Annotated in this window: 16 protein-coding genes, 8 tRNA genes, 1 rRNA gene and 1 pseudogene; 2 read left to right on the top strand and 24 right to left on the bottom strand. The window is 49.4% G+C overall.

Features of this window, described 5'->3' with window-relative positions; translation table 11 throughout:
• Positions 1–14: 14 nt before the first annotated feature.
• From hisIE to DMN77_RS00060, 15 genes are all read right to left on the bottom strand, one after another.
• Positions 15–788: a bifunctional phosphoribosyl-AMP cyclohydrolase/phosphoribosyl-ATP diphosphatase HisIE gene (gene hisIE / locus DMN77_RS00130; RefSeq protein WP_179013272.1), complete on the bottom strand. Its 774-nt coding sequence runs from the start codon at positions 786–788 to the stop codon at positions 15–17.
• 2 nt (positions 789–790) lie between these two features.
• Positions 791–1,549, bottom strand: coding sequence for an imidazole glycerol phosphate synthase subunit HisF (hisF, locus tag DMN77_RS00125; protein ID WP_179013271.1), 759 nt, complete (start codon positions 1,547–1,549; stop codon positions 791–793).
• A 59-nt stretch (positions 1,550–1,608) separates the two neighbouring features.
• Positions 1,609–2,346, bottom strand: a complete 738-nt coding sequence (hisA, locus tag DMN77_RS00120; RefSeq protein ID WP_179013011.1) for a 1-(5-phosphoribosyl)-5-[(5-phosphoribosylamino)methylideneamino]imidazole-4-carboxamide isomerase — start codon at positions 2,344–2,346, stop codon at positions 1,609–1,611.
• 87 nt (positions 2,347–2,433) lie between these two features.
• The gene (gene hisH / locus DMN77_RS00115) at positions 2,434–3,066 is read right to left on the bottom strand and encodes an imidazole glycerol phosphate synthase subunit HisH (RefSeq protein ID WP_179013010.1); all 633 of its coding nucleotides are present in this window, start codon (positions 3,064–3,066) and stop codon (positions 2,434–2,436) included.
• Between the two features lie 2 nt (positions 3,067–3,068).
• A complete protein-coding gene (gene hisB / locus DMN77_RS00110; RefSeq protein WP_068779157.1) occupies positions 3,069–3,680 on the bottom strand; it encodes an imidazoleglycerol-phosphate dehydratase HisB in 612 nt (203 codons plus the stop codon).
• Positions 3,667–5,004 (bottom strand): histidinol dehydrogenase, encoded by a 1,338-nt coding sequence (hisD, locus tag DMN77_RS00105; RefSeq protein WP_179013009.1) that lies wholly within the window; start codon positions 5,002–5,004, stop codon positions 3,667–3,669. Before hisD ends, hisB begins: the two co-directional genes overlap by 14 nt.
• Before the next feature lie 95 nt (positions 5,005–5,099).
• Positions 5,100–5,729, bottom strand: coding sequence for an ATP phosphoribosyltransferase (hisG, locus tag DMN77_RS00100; RefSeq protein ID WP_068779155.1), 630 nt, complete (start codon positions 5,727–5,729; stop codon positions 5,100–5,102).
• A gap of 94 nt (positions 5,730–5,823) precedes the next feature.
• Positions 5,824–6,981: an ATP phosphoribosyltransferase regulatory subunit gene (locus tag DMN77_RS00095; protein ID WP_068779154.1), complete on the bottom strand. Its 1,158-nt coding sequence runs from the start codon at positions 6,979–6,981 to the stop codon at positions 5,824–5,826.
• A gap of 347 nt (positions 6,982–7,328) precedes the next feature.
• Positions 7,329–8,552 (bottom strand): acyltransferase, encoded by a 1,224-nt coding sequence (locus tag DMN77_RS00090; RefSeq protein WP_229520875.1) that lies wholly within the window; start codon positions 8,550–8,552, stop codon positions 7,329–7,331.
• Between the two features lie 234 nt (positions 8,553–8,786).
• The gene (locus tag DMN77_RS00085; RefSeq protein ID WP_068779153.1) at positions 8,787–9,311 is read right to left on the bottom strand and encodes an acyltransferase; all 525 of its coding nucleotides are present in this window, start codon (positions 9,309–9,311) and stop codon (positions 8,787–8,789) included.
• On the bottom strand, positions 9,312–9,962 hold the full coding sequence (gene ppaX / locus DMN77_RS00080) for a pyrophosphatase PpaX (RefSeq protein WP_068779152.1): 651 nt from the start codon (positions 9,960–9,962) through the stop codon (positions 9,312–9,314).
• Between the two features lie 9 nt (positions 9,963–9,971).
• The gene (lgt, locus tag DMN77_RS00075; protein ID WP_179013008.1) at positions 9,972–11,027 is read right to left on the bottom strand and encodes a prolipoprotein diacylglyceryl transferase; all 1,056 of its coding nucleotides are present in this window, start codon (positions 11,025–11,027) and stop codon (positions 9,972–9,974) included.
• Between the two features lie 11 nt (positions 11,028–11,038).
• Positions 11,039–11,980, bottom strand: coding sequence for an HPr(Ser) kinase/phosphatase (gene hprK, locus DMN77_RS00070; protein ID WP_068779150.1), 942 nt, complete (start codon positions 11,978–11,980; stop codon positions 11,039–11,041).
• A 244-nt stretch (positions 11,981–12,224) separates the two neighbouring features.
• A complete protein-coding gene (locus tag DMN77_RS00065) occupies positions 12,225–13,346 on the bottom strand; it encodes an ABC transporter ATP-binding protein (RefSeq protein WP_068779149.1) in 1,122 nt (373 codons plus the stop codon).
• Positions 13,347–13,470: 124 nt separating this feature from the next.
• The gene (locus DMN77_RS00060) at positions 13,471–14,577 is read right to left on the bottom strand and encodes a PucR family transcriptional regulator (protein WP_179013007.1); all 1,107 of its coding nucleotides are present in this window, start codon (positions 14,575–14,577) and stop codon (positions 13,471–13,473) included.
• A gap of 139 nt (positions 14,578–14,716) precedes the next feature.
• Between DMN77_RS00060 and DMN77_RS24105 the strand changes: the two are divergent.
• Both DMN77_RS24105 and DMN77_RS00050 read left to right on the top strand, forming a co-directional pair.
• Positions 14,717–17,043: pseudogene (locus tag DMN77_RS24105) on the top strand (nitric-oxide reductase large subunit).
• A gap of 179 nt (positions 17,044–17,222) precedes the next feature.
• Entirely contained in the window at positions 17,223–17,957 is a 735-nt protein-coding gene (locus DMN77_RS00050; protein WP_068779146.1) for a Crp/Fnr family transcriptional regulator, read from the top strand.
• A 56-nt stretch (positions 17,958–18,013) separates the two neighbouring features.
• Here the strand turns inward: DMN77_RS00050 and DMN77_RS00045 are convergent.
• The 9 genes from DMN77_RS00045 to DMN77_RS00005 all read right to left on the bottom strand — a co-directional run.
• Positions 18,014–18,086: transfer RNA gene (locus DMN77_RS00045), tRNA-Lys, on the bottom strand.
• A 6-nt stretch (positions 18,087–18,092) separates the two neighbouring features.
• Positions 18,093–18,177, bottom strand: a tRNA-Tyr gene (locus DMN77_RS00040).
• Between the two features lie 42 nt (positions 18,178–18,219).
• Positions 18,220–18,292: transfer RNA gene (locus tag DMN77_RS00035), tRNA-Phe, on the bottom strand.
• Between the two features lie 81 nt (positions 18,293–18,373).
• A tRNA-Asp gene (locus DMN77_RS00030) sits at positions 18,374–18,450 on the bottom strand.
• A gap of 15 nt (positions 18,451–18,465) precedes the next feature.
• Positions 18,466–18,541, bottom strand: a tRNA-Thr gene (locus DMN77_RS00025).
• A gap of 14 nt (positions 18,542–18,555) precedes the next feature.
• A tRNA-Val gene (locus tag DMN77_RS00020) sits at positions 18,556–18,631 on the bottom strand.
• A gap of 9 nt (positions 18,632–18,640) precedes the next feature.
• Positions 18,641–18,717, bottom strand: a tRNA-Met gene (locus tag DMN77_RS00015).
• A 28-nt stretch (positions 18,718–18,745) separates the two neighbouring features.
• Positions 18,746–18,837, bottom strand: a tRNA-Ser gene (locus tag DMN77_RS00010).
• Between the two features lie 69 nt (positions 18,838–18,906).
• A 23S ribosomal RNA gene (locus DMN77_RS00005) occupies positions 18,907–19,299 on the bottom strand; the annotation flags it as partial.

Below are 19,299 nucleotides of genomic sequence, written 5' to 3'. Positions count from 1 at the left end.
CCTCACCTCTGCCTTTAGTCGCGGCGCGGACGCTCATGTCGGCGTTCCAGCTCAGTCATAATATCATCCAGGGGCAGATTCCTCTCCCGCAGCAGCACCAGCAAATGATAGATGAGATCACTGACCTCGTATCGCAGCTCGTCGTTATCCTGATTTTTAGCGGCGATAATCGATTCCGCGGTCTCTTCGCCTACCTTCTTCAGAATCTTATCAATCCCTTTTTCAAATAAATAAGTCGTATAAGCCCCTTCAGGACGTTCCATATAACGCTGGGCGATCAGGCTTTCCAATTCAGCTAAGACGGCAAAGCGGCGATCTGCTTCTACTTCGGAAATGCCTGAGGCTGCCTGTGACAAAGCATTTGAGGTTGGTCTGGCCGACGGATTCAAGCTCCCCCTCATCGAACCCTCTGTTGCTATTCCCTCTTGATCTGCAACAGCCAACGACCGATAGAAACAAGTTGTCTCCCCCGTATGGCAAGCTGGACCTTGCGGGTTCACAAGTGCCAGAAGGGTATCCCCGTCACAATCATAATTCAGCGAGAGTATTTGCTGCGTATTGCCTGAAGTAGCCCCTTTATTCCACAGCTCGGAACGAGAACGGCTCCAGAACCAGGTTTGGCCCGTCTCAATGGATTTCTGCAATGACTCTTCATTCATATAAGCGAGCATCAGCACTTCCTTTGTTGCAGCGTCTTGGACGACCGCAGGGACAAGCCCATCCGCATCCCATTTTATATTTTGCTTCAGCTCTGTGTAGGATAACGCCAATTGCAGCGGCTGATTCATCGTCATCTTACTTCCACCCCTCTGGCCTTCAAGTCTGCCTTAAGCTCAGGTACTGCTATTTCTTTATAGTGAAAAATTGTCGCTGCCAGCGCAGCGTCCGCCTGTCCTTCCGTGAATACATCGAAGAAATCCGCCAGCTTGCCAGCTCCGCCGGATGCGATCACCGGTATGCCAACCTGGCTGCTGACCGCCTTTGTTAGCGCAAGATCGAAGCCATCCTTAGTACCGTCCGCATCCATACTCGTCAGCAGGATCTCGCCCGCTCCCTTCGCCTCTGCCTCCTGAATCCAAGCTAATGCCCTCATCCCTGTAGGCTTGCGGCCTCCGTGAGTGAATACTTCCCAATCACCCCAATCTGCATTGTACTTGGCGTCTACAGCTACTACAATGCACTGCGAGCCGAATCTTCTCGCTCCGTCCGAGATCAGCTCGGGATGAGTTACAGCGGCGGTGTTGATGGCAATCTTGTCAGCTCCAGCCCTCAAAATTCGCTTCATATCGTCCACATGCGATATGCCTCCGCCGACCGTGAAAGGAATAGCGATCTCGCCAGCGGTCTGACGCACTACCTCAATCATCGTAGCCCGACCTTCATGGGAAGCGGATATATCCAGAAATACGATCTCATCGGCTCCCTCCCGGTCGTAGAGAGCAGCCAGCTCCACGGGATCTCCAGCATCGCGAAGATTCACGAAATTAACGCCCTTGACTACCCGGCCATCCTTCACGTCGAGGCAAGGAATAATACGCTTTACGAGCATGTTCATCGCTCTCCTCTCCAAATTTTACGGTGTATCAGCCAGCCTTGTTGAGCACGCACTTACAATGCAGAGACTGCCTGAATGGCCTTGGCCAGATCAATATTGCCGGTATAAAGCGCCTTGCCGACAATGGCCCCGCCGATACCTTGCTTGGCATAAGCTGCGAGCTTCAGCAGATCATCCTGTACCGTCACCCCGCCGGAGGCGATCACCGTCCGTCCTGATACTTCAGCCAGGCGGCGAATCGCTTCTACATTCGGTCCCTGCATCATACCGTCGCGCGATATATCGGTAAAAATAAACGTCTCGGCTCCTTTGGAGGCCAATTCCTTGGCCAGTTCCTCTGCCTTAACCTCCGATGTCTCCAGCCAACCGCGTGTGGCAACAAGTCCGTCCCGGGCATCGATGCCAATCGCCACTTTATCGCCATAAGCACCCAGCACCGACTCGGTAAACTCCCGATCTTCAATCGCTGCCGTCCCGATAATGACCCGGCTAACCCCAAGGGACAGCAGGCGTTCCACATCCTGAACCGAGCGCAGCCCGCCTCCAACCTGAACCGGAACCTGCACCGCCCGTGCGATCTCGCCGATCAGCTGGTCGTTCACCGGATGACCGGCCTTGGCTCCATCAAGATCAACCAGGTGGATGAACTGTCCGCCCTGCTTCTCCCATGACTTGGCCACTTCAACCGGACTATCGTTATATACTGTCTCCTGGTTATAATCGCCCTGAATGAGGCGAACGCATTTACCGCCACGGATATCAATCGCCGGGTAAATTATGAATGATGACATTTTCCCTTCCCCCTGCACTGGTTAGTAGATTCTAAGCAACAATATAAGTTCAACTTGACCCTTCGGTCTCCGCACCAATTTACCTCTTTAGCTTATCGCTGCACCTGACGCAACCAGCGCAAGGAAATTGCGCAGCAGCGCCATGCCGAGCTCACCGCTCTTCTCGGGATGGAACTGCATCCCGAACACATTACCGCGACCTACAATCGCGGTAACTGGCTGGCCGTAATCGGTCACGGCCAGAAGATCCTGCTCCCGCTCTGGCAGTACATGATAGGAGTGAACGAAGTACACATGTCCTTCGTCCAATCCTGACAGAAGCGGGTGCTCCGGCTGCTTGAACTGCAGCCGGTTCCAGCCCATGTGCGGCACCTTCAGGCCGCACTCCGGGCTGAAGCGCACGGCATGGCCGGGCAGCAGGCCCAGGCCGTCATGCAAGCCATGCTCTTCGCTGGCGGAGAAGAGCAGCTGCATGCCGAGGCAGATACCGAGCAGCGGCTTGCCGCTGTCCGCAGCCTGCCTCAGCGTGCCATCGAGCCCGGAGGCGGTTAGCTGCTCCATCGCGTCGCCGAAGGCGCCGACTCCAGGCAGCAATATGCCGTCCGCAGCCAGAAGCACAGCTGCCTCGCCGCTCACGACGGCCTCGTAGCCAAGGCGCTCGATAGCTTTGGCAACGCTATGCAAGTTGCCCATCCCATAATCGACAATCGCGAGCTTCATAACTAGAGGACTCCCTTCGTCGAAGGCACGCCGCTTACGCGCGGATCGATGCTCGTCGCCTCATCAAGCGCCCGTCCCAGAGCCTTGAATACCGCCTCAATCATATGATGGGTGTTCTGTCCATAATGTACGATGACATGCAGCGTAATCCGCGCTTCCAGAGCCAGCTTCCACAGGAACTCCTGCACAAGCTGTACATCAAAGCTGCCGACGCGATCCGAAGGATATTCGGCCCGATATTCAAAGTGCGGGCGGTTGCTGACATCGATGACTACCTGAGCTAATGCCTCATCCATAGGGACGAATACACTGGCATACCGTTTGATCCCCCGCTTGTCACCCAGCGCATGATATAGACATTGGCCCAGACAAATTCCGATATCCTCCACCGTATGGTGATCATCGATTTCAATATCCCCCCGGGCCTGTACTGACAAATCAAACTGGCCGTGCTTCGTGAGCAAGTCCAGCATATGGTTCAAAAACGGAACATCCGTCTCCAATTCGGACTTGCCGCTGCCATCCAGGCCAAAGCTCAGCTGAATCTGCGTCTCATTCGTGACACGGCTGATCTCCCCTTGCCTTACTGCTACCTTCTCTTTATTTGTCGCCATCGTATGCCCCCGCCTTTCCTTCTAATGCAGTGTCAGATTGTATTTCTTCCTTGCGAAGCCGGACCTCAATTGCTCGGGCGTGGCCCTCCAGCCCTTCGCGACGCGCCAGCTCCATAATGGTCTCTCCGTTCGCAAGCAGAGCTTCCTTGCTATAGTAAATCAAGCTTGATTTTTTCATATAATCATCCACATCGACTGGCGACGAGAAGCGAGCTGTACCATTGGTCGGAATAATATGATTCGGTCCGGCAAAATAATCTCCAACCGGCTCCGAACTGTACGGTCCCAGGAAAATTGCGCCCGCATTCTCTATCTTGCCGAGGTGAACAAGCGGGTCTTCCACGATCAGCTCAAAATGCTCCGGTGCGAGCCGATTTATGACCGCGATTCCCTCATCGATCGAGTCTACTATAATGATCGCGCCGTAATCCGTGATGGAGGCCGCCGCGATATCCCGGCGCGGCAGCTCTGCCAATTGACGTTCCACTTCAGCCTGGCAGGCGGATGCGAACGAAGCGGACGGTGTGACCAGAATAGCTGATGCCATCTCGTCATGCTCTGCCTGGGACAGCAAATCCGCGGCAATATACGCCGGATCGGCGCTGTCATCGGCCAGCACAGCAATCTCGCTCGGACCAGCGATACTGTCGATATCTACGACTCCATACACTTCCCGCTTGGCCAAAGCTACGTAAATATTGCCTGGTCCACAGATTTTATCTACCGGGGCGATCGTGTCCGTACCGTAGGCCAATGCAGCGATCGCCTGTGCGCCGCCAATCCGGTAGATCTCATTTACACCAGCCTCAGCCGCAGCAACGAGAATGTAGGGGTCAATTCCTTCCTTTCCGCCTGTTGCAGGCGGAGTTGCCATGACGATCTCGGGAACGCCGGCGACCTGGGCAGGGATGACGTTCATCAGTACAGAGGATGGATAGGCCGCCTTGCCGCCAGGGACGTATACGCCCACCCGCTTCAGCGGGCGGATGATCTGTCCAAGCAGACTGCCATCCGGCTGTAGATCCATCCAGGAGTTTCGCTTCTGTCTGGCATGGAACGCGCGGATATTTGCGGCAGCCGCAGATATCGCCGTGACGAACGAAGGCTCAACGTGATCGTATGCGGCCTGCAGCTCAGCTTCAGTAACCCGCAGCGCTCCCGCGTCCAGTCTCACCCTATCAAACTGCTCCGTATATCGGAGCAGCGCCGCATCGCCTTGCAGCTTCACATCCGCAACGATTTGACGCACCGCAGCATTCTGCTCTGCTGAGCCATACTCCACTTCCCGCTTCAAATCAAAATCCTGTGCCCTTACGATCTTCATCCTGGCTCCTCCTCATCAATACTGCTTCGCATTCATCCTGCCCATGGGGCTGAAAGGTCTCTGTTACTATCTATCCCAATCGCTCGAGCGGCTTCCTATTCCCGTTCGATCACCAAGGCCAAAGCATCACATAGAGCCTGGATCTCGGCGTTTTTCATCCGATAACTGACCCGGTTAGCAACAAGCCGACTCGTAATTTCAAATATACGCTCCATTTCAAGAAGTCCGTTCTCCCGGAGCGTCTGCCCCGTCTCTACCATATCCACAATCCGGTCGGCCAGTCCGATCAAGGGAGCAAGCTCAATCGACCCGTTCAGCTTAATCACTTCTACCTGCTGCCCCTGTTCCCTGAAGTATCTCGAAGCTACGTTTGGATATTTGGTAGCCACCCGCTGATGGATACCCGGCTTCCAGTCCGGCAGCCCGATAACCGACATCCGGCAGCGCGCAATGCCCAGATCGAGCAGCTCATATACGTCACGATCCTCCTCCATCAGCACGTCTTTGCCAACGATACCGATATCTGCTACACCGTACTCTACATAAGTGGGCACATCTACCGGCTTGGCGAGAATAAACTCCATACCGATCTCCGGCAATGGAATAACCAGCTTCCGGGTCTCATCCACATCGTTCGGGATATGGAAGCCCGCCTCTCTGAACAGTGCCGAAGCTTTTTTATAGATACGCCCCTTAGGCATGGCAACCTTAATAATCTCACTCATGAAGACCCGCCTCCTCTCATCAGTACTGCCTTATCTCAAATTGATATTATCTCAACCTGGTCAAGTTCTACTCTAACCTGAAATGCCAGCCTGTTTAAAAATCTACCCATGTTATAACGTCGTCCCCAGTCCTTAATTCATCAGGCCCAGATACAAGCCGCATCCGCACGCTTTTCCCCTCACTGCGCAGTCGCTCGGCCTCTATATAAGCCCTTCTGCGATTAGATGCATCATACTGCATCAATAAAGGCAGCTCGCGTCCAACCTTCAAACCATCGACCCCATCCAGAATCCGGTTCGTCTTAAGAGAGAAGCCCGTGGCTGGGGCTGGGCGGCCAAATTGTTGCAGCAGCTTATCATAACGCCCCCCGCCACAGACAGGGAAGCCGATATCGGCCGCATATCCCTCAAAGATCAACCCTGTATAATAAGAGAAATCCCCAATCATCGTCAGATCGATGATGACATGTCTGGCCACATCGAAGTCCTCCAGAGCCTCCCACACCGCACTCAAATATTCAATCGAGCTCCGAACGAGTGAATTATTGCTTAGCTCCAGCGCCTCACGGCAAACTTCCTTGCCGCCGCGCAGCTTCAGAATGCCAGTCAACTCGTCACGCTGGCCTGCCGATAGATCAAGCCGGGCCAAAATCTCACGATATCCTACGAAGTCCCGTCCCAGCAATCGATCCTTTAGCTCCTGCTGCACATCCTCACGCCCCGGAATCGCCTCTTCCAGCAGACCATTCAAGAAACCAACATGCCCGAGGGCAATCTTGAAGGAAGATACCCCGGCAGCTTGCAGGGATGCTACGGCAAGCGCCACCACTTCGGCATCCGCCTCGGCGGAGTTATCCCCGACCAGCTCAACCCCGGTCTGATAGAACTCCGCTTCCTTGCCCGCTTCTTCTTCAATAGAGCGGAAGACATTCGCATGGTAGGACAAGCGCAGCGGCAAAAGCTCCTCCTTTAACAGGGAAGATACAACCCGGGCAATCGGCGTTGTCATATCGGAACGAAGAACCATCGTCGTCCCCCGATTGTTAAGCAATTTGAACAGCTTTTGATCCGACGTAGAGCTAGCTACCCCAACCGTGTCATAGTATTCCATCGTTGGCGTCATGATCTGACGGTAACCCCAGCCAGCCATGCAATCCAGCACGCGACGCTCAATCTCCCTTAGCTTCTCGACTGCAAACGGTAAATAATCCCGTACGCCAGCCGGTTTCTCAAAGCCCTTCGGTTTTGACAATGTCCTCACCTCTCACTCGCTTAAAATAAAGCCATTATAAGTTCGTTTATTTTATCGCATTAAAGTACTACCATACTACCAAAATAAAGAATATGGCATATCTTATCATACTTTATCTGGAACCGTCAACGATCAATCCCCTGAGTATTTTAGCGTCAGGCCCCTAGCATATTATTGCAAAATCCATTAAATTTGCAGGTATTTTATCCTTATCAGATTATAGCGGTTATAAATAGATCATTAACTCCGAATATATCAATTTTACATAAATATAGTGATATATGCTCATTATTTTTCATCTGTATAAACAAATAGCCGGCTGGGATTTCCCCAACCGACTATTCTTTTTATCCATTCATCTTCACTGTACGGTCCTGGCCAGGTCCGTGCATGCCCGGTGCTTTCTTCTTTTTCTTGAGTGAATATGGAACACTGCCCAAGAAAACAGACGCAAAAGGAAGCCTTCTGAAGCAAACCTGGGTAAAAACCCATGAAATGGCCAGCGCACACGCCGAACCACCGATGATGTACAGGAAATACATCGCAGAGTCGCCAGGGATCGTAAAGTGATCCCTTAGTTTCCGGTAGTAGAGCAGCACAACCGGATGGAATAAATAAACGGCGAAGGATAACTCGCCCAGGCGAGTCAGCGCCTTATTCCAGAATGCTGAGCCCTTCCGCTGAATCAAGAAGGAGGCTCGCATCAATACTAGTGCCGACAGCAGGGTATGAACATTCCACAGCACTTCAAACCAGGTAGAGTTCGGACTGCTCCAGTGCTGGCGATAAGAGAACCAGATCTGGACATGGGTAAAGGCGACAATCAGCCAGCTCCCCCATAGCAAGCCGGTCCACATTTTCTGCTTTCCGGACATATCCTTCCAGTCGCTCTTCAGCCAGCCTTTGAGATGTTCAAAATAGATAGCGATGCCCGCCCCCATGAAATAGTAGGCCATATAGGACGGAGCATAGCTCCCTTTATTAGGAATATGGAGCTCAACCTTGTTCCAGAAATAGAAGCCGTACTGAATTGCCAAGCCAAGCGGTATGATTAAGGCTAACAGTATCTTGCTCTTCCGGAACGATTGGAATAGCCATAACAGCAGCGGGAACAGGATATAGAATTGAATGCTGATGAATACGAAATACAAATGCGTATAAGACGTACCCGTGAGCAGCTTCATGCCAAGCTGCTGCAGCTCATACATTTTGGAATTGCTGGCCAGCTCCCCGCGCTGCCAAGCGACCAACAAGAAATAACAGCAAGAGACCAATATATAAGGGAGAATAATATACGTAAGACGTTTCTTATAGAAATGTCCAATCAGTTCCTTGTTTACAGGTCGATCATAATAGTTATAGAACAATACAAAGCTGCTTAGAAAGATAAAGCAAGGGGTACCAATTTTGAAGAAAATATTCATCCAATTATAAAAATAATAGATTGGTGAGTTCAAGGCTTGCTCCGCTGCCGCAAAGGAAGAAGAGTGTACCTGAATAACACAGAAGATAGCCATCGCCCTAAACAGATCAAGCTGAGGCAGTCTCTCCTTTTTGATGCTTTGACTCACTGTATCAACTCCCGGTAATCATAGTTTCCATCGTCTTGCTACCATCCTTTATGATACCTTATCTAGGACGAGTTGGGGAGAGCGTTTGCAATATTACCTCATTTCCCATTTCTTCAGCACGCTGAAAATCTCAGTAAAGCCTAATAAAAATAAGCAATTAGAGCGCCTGTTCAGACTGCTCCAATTGCTTATTTATTGCAAGTATCTGTGCCTTGTAACATTCATCTGGATATTCTATCCGTTATTCCTGACCTCGGATTCACGGACTCCCTCCGGGCTTTTACGCTCGATTTCTCGCAGCGGATTCCCGCCAACGAAGCTTCCGGGCGCTACATCCTTGTGAACCACCGAGCCGGCTGCGACAACTGCACCATCTCCAATTGTTACACCCGGCAATATCGTCGTGTTGGCCCCGATCATCACTTCATTACCGATATGGACCTCCCCAAGTCGATACTCGCGAATTAAGTATTCATGGGCCAGGATAGTCGTGTTATAGCCGATGACCGAATTACGACCGATCGTCAGCTTCTCCGGGAAGAAGACATCCACCATAACCATCAGGCCAAAGGCCGTATGCTCTCCGACCTTCATCCCGAGAATATGGCGATAAATCCAGTTCTTCAGCGATAAAATCGGACAATATCTGGCGATTTGTATGAAGATGAAGTTTTTGACGCCCTTCCAGGGGCTGACGGTCCGGTACAACTGCCATAACGCATTTGGGCCGTTCACTGGATAACGCTCCACTTTCCTCACTTAGTTCCTGGCTCCCATCCTCACAAGATCATATAGATCAGTCATATCATGAAGGATATAATCCGGATCATACTTCTGCAGCTCCTTAGCGCCTTTCAGCGACCATGCTACCGCCGCAGAGCGTACGCCTGCCGCGTGAGCAGACTTCAAGTCCGCGGCGCTATCTCCAACCATCAACGTGCTGGCTGGATCTGCATCCAATTGACTCATCGCCGTTAGAATGGGTTCCGCATGCGGTTTAGGATGCTGGACATCCTCCACAGTAATGATCGCATCCATATATTGTCTCAGATCGAACATCTCCAAGGCACGCATCGCCGTTCGCCGAATTTTCGTCGTCACCACGCCAAGCTTGATGCCCTTCTCATGCAGCTCGCGGATCACTTCCAGAACATGAGGGAACTCCTGGATCAATTCATCATGATGCTCGCTGTTATAGGTACGATACTCCTTCACCAGATGGCTTACTTCCTCGTTGCCTGAAAATATCTGCAGCTGCTCCTCCAGCGTCATCCCCATGTAAGGAATAATCTGCTCACGCGTATACGGCTTGTCCAGATGCTTGTCTATTACATGCATAAAAGTCTTAATAATTAACTCATTTGTATTTACAATTGTTCCATCCAAGTCAAATAATACTGTGCGTATCATGCAGTCTTTTTACTCCTTTTTATCCTCTGTACTCTCCGGCTCATTCAGCGTATTCGCTTCTTTAGCCGGGGTTGTACCGTTGTCTTGCTCAGCAGCAGTCTTAGCTGCCGGAGCAGGCATTTGCAGGGTAGCGCTATCGATTTCCGCAGCCTTGATCGATACAATCGGGTCAAGATAATGCGGCAAATTCGGGATCGTCTTGCGTCTAACAATGATGAACAGGGCGGCAGCGACTACAATTAGAAGGGCCAGCAATTGCGATATCCGCACATTCCCATAAGACGGTGCCAGATATCCCTGTTCAAATCCGATCCATTGCATCGGAGCCCACAGGCCGTTCACAAAGGATGCCAGCCAAGCGGCACCTTGGAAGGCCAAGCTGTCCGTACGGAGTGCCTCAATGAAGAAGCGACCGATCGAATACCATATAAAGTAGGAACAGAACAGTTCTCCGGCACGCAGAAATTTGCGTCTGCGCAAGACTAGAAGCAGGAGCAAGCCTACCAGGTTCCATACTGATTCATAGAGGAATGTTGGATGACGGAAGATGCCCTCCACATTCATTTGATTTACAATAAATGAAGGCAAGTGCAGATAATCTCTCAGGAATGCCTCTGTTGTCTCGCCGCCATATGCTTCTTGGTTGACGAAATTCCCCCAACGGCCAATCAATTGACCGACGAGCAATGACGGTGCGCAAATGTCCGCTATCCGCCAGAAGTTATAACCGCGCTTCTTCACGAAGATCAAGGCGCAGATAATGGCCCCGATCAGCGCTCCATAGATAGCTATGCCACCGTTCCAGATTTTAAAGATATCCCAGAGATTATGCTTATAATCCTCCCATTTGAAGGCAACGAAATAAATCCTTGCCCCGACAATCGCCGATGGAACCCCAAACAGAAGCAAGTCCATGAAGAACTCCTGCGGGATTTTGAATCTCTTCCCTTCCCAGATGGCGAAGAGCAAGCCCATTAGCGCACCTGTTCCCAGGATCAGACCATACCAATGCACTTCCAATGCACCGATAGAAAAAGCTATCGGGTTTAATAACAAGGTACCCATCGTTCACGCTCCTAATCTAAATCATCGATATCTTCAGCAATCGTCTCTGTCAGCTTTGATGTAAACTGCAAGGCCGCATTATAGCCCATTCGCTTCAAGCGGAAGTTCATGGCTGCTACTTCGATAATGACCGCGAGGTTACGCCCAGGACGTACAGGGATCGTTACTAACGGTACGTCCGTATCGATGATGCGCGTCGTCTCTTCATCCAGTCCAAGCCTGTCATACTGCTTCTCTTGCTGCCAGGCCTCGAGCTTGACGACGAGAGTAATTCTCTTATTGTTGCGGATGGCTCCTGCACCGAATAACGTCATAACATTAATAATACCGACGCCGCGAATCTCAAGCAGGTGACGAATCAATTCAGGCGCTGTACCATGCAGCTGATTGTCCGATGTTTGGCGAATTTCAACGGCATCATCCGCAATCAGTCGATGGCCACGCTTCACCAGCTCAAGCGCTGTCTCGCTCTTCCCGATTCCGCTGCTGCCTGTAATCAGCATACCTACGCCATACACATCGACCAATACGCCGTGAATCGTGGCGGTAGGAGCCAGCTTCTTCTCCAGGAAGCTCGTAATGCGGCTGGACAAAATTGTCGTAGCCATACTGCTGCGCAGTACAGGAAGATTCTTCTCTGCACTGATCTCGATCAGTTCCTCAGGCACCTTCCATGCTCTCGTTACAATAATACAAGGTGTCTCATCGTTGCTGCACAACAGCTGCATCCGTTCCCGACGCTGTTCCATCGTCAATGTCTCGTAAAAAGCGAGTTCCGTCTTACCTAAGATTTGAACGCGTTCTGGTGGATGGTATTCAAAATAACCGGCCATTTCCAGACCCGGACGATATAGATCGTCAACCGTAATCACACGTTTTAGCCCTTGTTCACCGGAAATGACCTCGAGTCCAAATTGACCCACCAATTCCGATACCTTAACCTTTTTTGCCATGGTGTTCTTCCTTTCCTATCAGGCATCCGGGCCCAGGGGGATCTACCTCTGAACAGGATGTCTGCCGATTATGTTAAGCTGTAAACAAAATCCAATTTATACCGTGCTAATGTATTCATCGTAAATGAAAATGCCTCGTAAATCAATCACAGCTGCGGACTGAACTTGTAACTATAAACAAAAAGCCGCCCTAGGGGACGGCTCTTTGAGAGATAATCCGAGGATTACCTTATTTGTTAAAGAATTAGTTGTAGAAAACGTTTTGTTCTGTTTCCTTGTCAAAGATATGAATCTTGTTCATATCGATAGCAAGTTTAACCTTGTCGCCTTCACGAGTGTTGGAACGACCGTCAACGCGAGCGATCAGGGAGTCAGTACCTACACCGTTCAAGTACAGTTGCATTTCATGACCAAGGTTCTCAGTCAAATATACGTCTGCAGTGAATGCAGTATGTGGAGAAGCTTCCAAGAATACTGGCTCTTCATGAATGTCCTCTGGACGAATACCCATAATTACTTCTTTGCCAATAAATCCTTTTTCTTTCAATACCGTAGCTTTGCCTTGTGGAACCACTACGTTCAGGTTAGAAGTCTTGAAGCGAACTTCTCCGCCTTCTTCAGACAATGTACCATTTACAAAGTTCATCGTAGGGGAACCGATAAATCCAGCTACGAAGATATTATTTGGTTGGTTATACAATTCTTCCGGAGAAGCAGCTTGCTGAATGATACCGTCATGCATAACAACGATACGGTCACCCATGGTCATAGCCTCGATTTGGTCATGTGTTACGTAAATGCAAGTGGTTTCCAGACGTTTAACCAGCTTTGTAATTTCCGCACGCATTTGACCACGAAGTTTAGCGTCCAAGTTGGAAAGAGGTTCGTCCATGAGGAACACTTGAGGATCGCGGACGATCGCGCGGCCCAAGGCAACCCGTTGACGCTGACCACCGGAAAGAGCTTTTGGCTTACGATCAAGCAAATGCTCGATATCGAGGATCCTAGCAGCTTCGCGTACGCGTTGGTCGATTTCTTCCTTCTTCACTTTGCGAAGTTTCAGACCGAACGCCATGTTTTGATACACGTTCATATGCGGATACAAAGCGTAGGATTGGAATACCATCGCGATGTCACGGTCTTTCGGAGCTACGTCGTTCACGACGCGGTCGCCGATGTACAATTTACCTTCTGTAATTTCTTCAAGACCAGCGATCATACGAAGAGTTGTGGATTTACCGCAACCGGAAGGACCTACGAGTACGAGGAACTCCTTATCTGCGATATCAAGGTTAACGTCCATAACGGTTGCTTTATCAGCACCTGCATATTTCTTGTAAATGTGTTCTAAGCGTACGCCTGCCATTTGTTTTCCTCCTAATATAAATGATTTATAAACTGTCTTTGCTTAAATGTAATCGGATACAACTTCTGTATATATAGTAACCCATAAGCCCAATAGACTACCATCCACAAACTGCACAAAAATACTATAGCCTTTTCGTAACTTTATACAATAGGATCCTCAGCTTCACCAGAACCGCATCCTGAAAGCTTCTGACATCAAGCCCCGTCTCTTGTTTGAACTTATCCAGCCGGTACAGCAAGGTATTGCGATGGATATACAGGCGCTTTGCTGTCTCGCTTACGTTACAATCCAGCTGAAAGAAAGTCTCAAGTGTAATCAGCGTCTCTTCATCCTCAAGCAGATGGGAGCCAACCCCGCTCTCCTCAATAAATTGCTGTCTCCGGTCGTCCGGTATATGGTATATAAGCCGCTCAAGCTCCAAATCCCAAGGCAGATAGATATGCTCTGACACCTGGAAGATCCGCCCGAGCAGCATTGTCTCTTGCAGGGCGATCGTCGCCGATACAAGCCGCCCCTGGTTGATCAGCTTGTCCCCTACTGTCAAGCGGAATCCTCCTCCGCCCCATTCGTTGGCGATTAGCTCGTACAATCCCTGACAAAGCGCACCTAACATATCGCGTTCTGTCTCAATCCCCTCATTGCTCTCATCCTGCACATCCAGCAGCAGAGCCTCCCGAACCAGGACAAGCCATGATTCCGTCATCGGAACGAGGACAATCTCGCCCCCAAAATAACTGCGCAGTAATTTGTTAAGCTTGGAATATTGGACATCCTGACCCAGGCGATCCTCGCAGCTTAACAGAAAGGGGAATAAGTTCTCCGCTAGTTTAGGCTTAATCGCCATATCCTCCGGGATAGCACTTTGCAGGTTGCCGCTACTGATCTGTTCCCTCAGCCATTTGCCCAGCTCGATGCAACGGGATTCATCATCTCGTTTGGACGAAAAAGAGGGATGGTTCGATTTCTCACGGGCTGCTGACAGCAGAAGATCAATTAATCTAATTTCCCGTTCGCTTAACGGTGTCTCGGCCACAAAAACATGGACCTTGGAGGAATCTGTTTTCCATAACCATCGAGGCTGGTCGTGCAACCGAGCCATTCCGGAAGCGGGTTGATCCAAGCTATTGTCATTTGCCAAGCCAGTCCAAATCTCTGGATCCATCTCTAATAAAGTTAAGGAGGATCCTATAATCTCCTCTAACTGTTGCTTCAGCTCTTTTATATCCATACCTCGATTGCCTCTCTGATCTATAGGTTTTGGTTGTATAAATTCATTGTATCACAAACAAGGCGGCAAAAATTTCCTCCGGTTTGTAATTGAAATCACAAAACACCCTCTAGCTCAATCCTATGCTTGGAGTGAAAAGATGAACGAAAGGAGAAGGAGCATGAAGAACAATAAAGCTCAAAACTCATTTTTAAAAGGTGTATTGATATCCACCCTAATTATATGCTTCACTGTACTGATTGCCGGCGGATTCTGGATTTTCAAATCCCAGGCCCCTATCCCGCTAAAAGTAGTAAATAGCCAAGGTGATGTGCTTACTACGCAGGAACAAATCACCGGCGGTCAGGCAGTATTCCAGAAATACGGGCTGATGGACTATGCTACGGTGCTTGGATATGGTTCCTATCTCGGCCCGGATTATACTGCAGAGTCACTTAAAATTATGGTCGATGCAATGCATGATCAGCATGCCCAAGCCGAATACGGGAAACCTTATGCAGAGCTCACTCAAGATCAACAAACATCGATATTCGATCAAGTAAAGCACGAGATGAAGCAAAATCGCTACGACAAGCCAAGTCATACCTTAACCCTGACAGATGGCCAGGCAGGAGGGCTAGCCCAAATAAGGGCCTATTACGAAAAAATATTCACGCAGGGAGACGGACTGGGCGTTCCAGCGAATCTGATTAAAGATGTTGATGCTTCTGAGGACAGCGCTGCCTATATTGCCGCTGGCGATATGAAGCAGCAAATGGCCGACTTCTTCTTCTGGACAGCATGGGTTTCCGGTACAGAGCGGCCAGGCGATACCATCACCTATACGAACAATTGGCCTTATTTTGAAGACGCGGGAAATACCATGTCCTACTCAGCTCTCTTATGGAGTGGCGTTAGTGTCACCTTGCTGTTATTAGTCCTGGGCTTTGTACTGTTTGTATATAACCGGTATAAGCTTCATATGCATGAGGCGTATACGCCGGATCGGTTCCCGGTCTTCAATCTTGATAAGCAGCCAGTTACACGAAGTCAGGTGAAAACGGGCAAGTTCTTCTTGGTTGTTGTGCTGTTGTTCCTGATTCAAGCTGCTTTTGGCGGCCTGCTGGCCCATTATTATTCTGAACCGAATAATTTCTACGGTATGAACTTTATCGCCGATCTGTTCCCCTTTAATATCGCCAAGTCATATCATCTCCAGCTGGCTATTTTGTGGATTGCTACTGCTTGGCTCGGGATGGGGATTTATGTAGCTCCACTGGTAGGTGGCAAGGAGCCTAAACGTCAGGGACTGCTCGTTGATATTCTTTTCTGGGCTTTGGTTGTTCTCACTGCCGGCAGCTCTATCGGTGAATGGCTGGGTGCAAAGGGCTATCTCAAAAAAAGCTGGTTCTGGCTTGGTCATCAAGGCTGGGAATATCTTGAGTTAGGCCGCTTCTGGCAGATCCTGCTTGTGATCGGAATGTCCATCTGGTTATACATCGTTTATCGGGCAATTCGTACGGCGCTGAAGAAAGAAACGGATAAAGGCGGTTTAACACACCTGCTGTTTTACTCCGCAATCGCTGTTCCGTTCTTTTATATCTTTGCATTCTTTTTAATCCGAATTCATCATTTACTTATTCTGATTACTGGCGTTGGTGGATTATCCACCTTTGGGTTGAGGGCATCTTTGAAGTGTTCGCGGTTGTAGTTATCGGCTTCTTGATGGTACGAATGAATCTGGTTACGAAACAATCGACGGTACGCGCCCTATTGTTCCAGTTCACATTGCTTATGGGCGGCGGTATCCTTGGTATCGGTCACCATTACTATTACAACGGTTCCTCCGAAATTTGGATCTCCCTTGGTGCGGTGTTCTCCGCACTGGAGGTTATACCGCTTACCCTTTTGATCATGGAGGCGTACGATCAATACAAAGTCATGAAAGACGGCGGAACGAACTTTCCGTATACTTCGTCCTTCCGTTTTCTGGTTTCAACTGCGGTTTGGAATCTACTCGGCGCCGGAGTGCTGGGCTTCCTGATCAATCTGCCTGCGGTTAGCTATTTTGAACATGGATCAACGTTAACCACTGCGCATGCCCACGGCTCCATGATGGGGGTTTATGGTATGTTTGCCGTTGCCGTCCTGTTATATTCACTGCGCAATATTGTGAAGTCGAATGAATGGAATGATAAGCTATTGCGTCTCTCCTGCTGGGGGTTAAATATCGGATTGACCGGCATGATCGTCATTACCCTTTTGCCTGTCGGATTTATGCAACTCAAGAGAGCTTTTGACTTCGGCTTCTGGTCTGCGCGTGACATCTCATTCTATCAAGATGGGACAGTTAACCTGCTGCTCTGGATTCGGATGATTCCGGATACTATCTTTATCGTTCTTGGAATTTTGCCATTGGTGTATGTAGTTGCCCGCTCCATGTTCCATTTACGCAAGCCAAATGTTAATGAAGAAGAGAACTTTTAATAGAAAAAACCACCTTTCCTTGTAGTCAAAATGGAGGGGTGGCTTTCTAATATTTAAAAATGTAACCATTTTGGATTATTTGCTGTGACCCCCCTCACGATTCACTCCCTTTCTACGTTTTTATAATGAAGTAGTAAGGTTCTTTTTAGCAAAAATACATTTGTTGAGGGGGTATCCTCATGGATATTACTATAGATGCACTTCGGTCGGTCAATCTACTCCATGACCTTAATTCTGATGAATTGGAGCGAGTCCGAAGCATGGGTGCTACCCGTACCCTGCCTAGAAGATCTACCATCTTTCGTGAAGGAGAAGAGGTCACCTCCATCTACTTCATTATTCATGGACTCATTAAAACCCATAAAATTGATGAAAAAGGCAATGAACAGATTCTCTCTTTATTAAAAACAGGAGATATGTTTCCCCATACCGGGCAATTTGGCTCTAACCCTTACCCTACCACGGCTACTACTGTCATTAACACAGAACTGTTTACATTGCCTATTTCTTCTTTTGAGCAAATTTTGGCGGGCTCGCCGGGTATTGCCTTCAAAATGATGGCGGTTATGGCCAGTGAAATTAGAGAGTTGCAAAATAAACTACAAGGATTTACTTCAAGAAATCTAGAAGATCGAGGCATCTCTTTCTTGATTAAATTAGCTGAGGATTTTGGTATCAATATCGAGGGAAAGGTGCTGATTCATGTTCCTATGACGCATCAGGAAATTGCTAATCTGATCGGATTCACCAGAGAATCGGTCACCCGTTTATTAAGCAGCTTGTGTAAAGAAGGACTACTGGCCGTTAATCGCAAAGGTTTTCTGATCCACAATCTTCAAGCTTTGCGAGAGCGAGTATGTGTCAAGGAGAACTGTGCCTACTGCCGCGAACACAAACTATATGAGCGATCATAAGCAAAGAACCCTTTCCTTGTAGCATAATAGCTACTTGGAAAGGGTTCTTGTTGGAATGAGCCATGAAGGACTCGAACCTTCGACACCCTGATTAAAAGTCAGGTGCTCTACCAACTGAGCTAATGGCTCATAAAATGGTGGAGGCTGATGGATTCGAACCACCGAACTCGTAGAGAGCAGATTTACAGTCTGCCGTGTTTAGCCACTTCACTAAGCCTCCATATATTATGCCAGCTTTAGGCTTGTCCTAAAACTTGCAAAGTGGCTCGGGACGGAATCGAACCGCCGACACGAGGATTTTCAGTCCTCTGCTCTACCGACTGAGCTACCGAGCCATATGTAATTTGGTCAAAAAAATAATGGGTAAGTCTTGATAACTTTCCCACTTCTTGGTGGAAACATTCATTTAAAATAAATGGCGGAGCCGACGGGATTCGAACCCGCGGTCTCCTGCGTGACAGGCAGGCATGTTAGGCCTCTACACCACGGCTCCGCGCTGTGATACAAATGGTGCCGGCGAGAGGACTTGAACCCCCAACCTACTGATTACAAGTCAGTTGCTCTACCAATTGAGCTACACCGGCATATAAAATTAAAATGGTGGAGGCTAACGGGATCGAACCGCTGACCCTCTGCTTGTAAGGCAGATGCTCTCCCAGCTGAGCTAAGCCTCCAGGTAAATATGGTAGCGGCGGAGGGGATCGAACCCCCGACCTCACGGGTATGAACCGTACGCTCTAGCCAGCTGAGCTACACCGCCATATTATAATTTATAGCTTGTATACTAATGGCGGAGAGAGAGGGATTCGAACCCTCGCACCGCTTACGCAGTCTAACCCCTTAGCAGAGGGTCCCCTTATAGCCACTTGGGTATCTCTCCAAAGCCATAAATTCAAGGTTAATCCTTGAAAACTGGATACGAAACTCATTTTGCATATTTAGATGTTTTTTGGATAAGCCCTCGACCGATTAGTACCTGTCAGCTCCATACATTGCTGCACTTCCACCTCAGGCCTATCAACCTCGTCGTCTTCAAGGGGTCTTACTCATTGGGAAATCTCATCTTGAGGGGGGCTTCACGCTTAGATGCTTTCAGCGCTTATCCCTTCCGCACTTAGCTACCCAGCTATGCTCCTGGCGGAACAACTGGTACACCAGCGGTGCGTCCATCCCGGTCCTCTCGTACTAAGGACAGCTCCTCTCAAATTTCCTACGCCCACGACAGATAGGGACCGAACTGTCTCACGACGTTCTGAACCCAGCTCGCGTACCGCTTTAATGGGCGAACAGCCCAACCCTTGGGACCTACTTCAGCCCCAGGATGCGATGAGCCGACATCGAG

This window comes from Paenibacillus sp. 79R4 (assembly GCF_013393165.1).
Taxonomy (GTDB): domain Bacteria; phylum Bacillota; class Bacilli; order Paenibacillales; family Paenibacillaceae; genus Fontibacillus.
The sequence above is the reverse complement of the archived record's forward strand: the minus strand, read 5'-3'. Positions and strand labels throughout refer to the sequence as shown.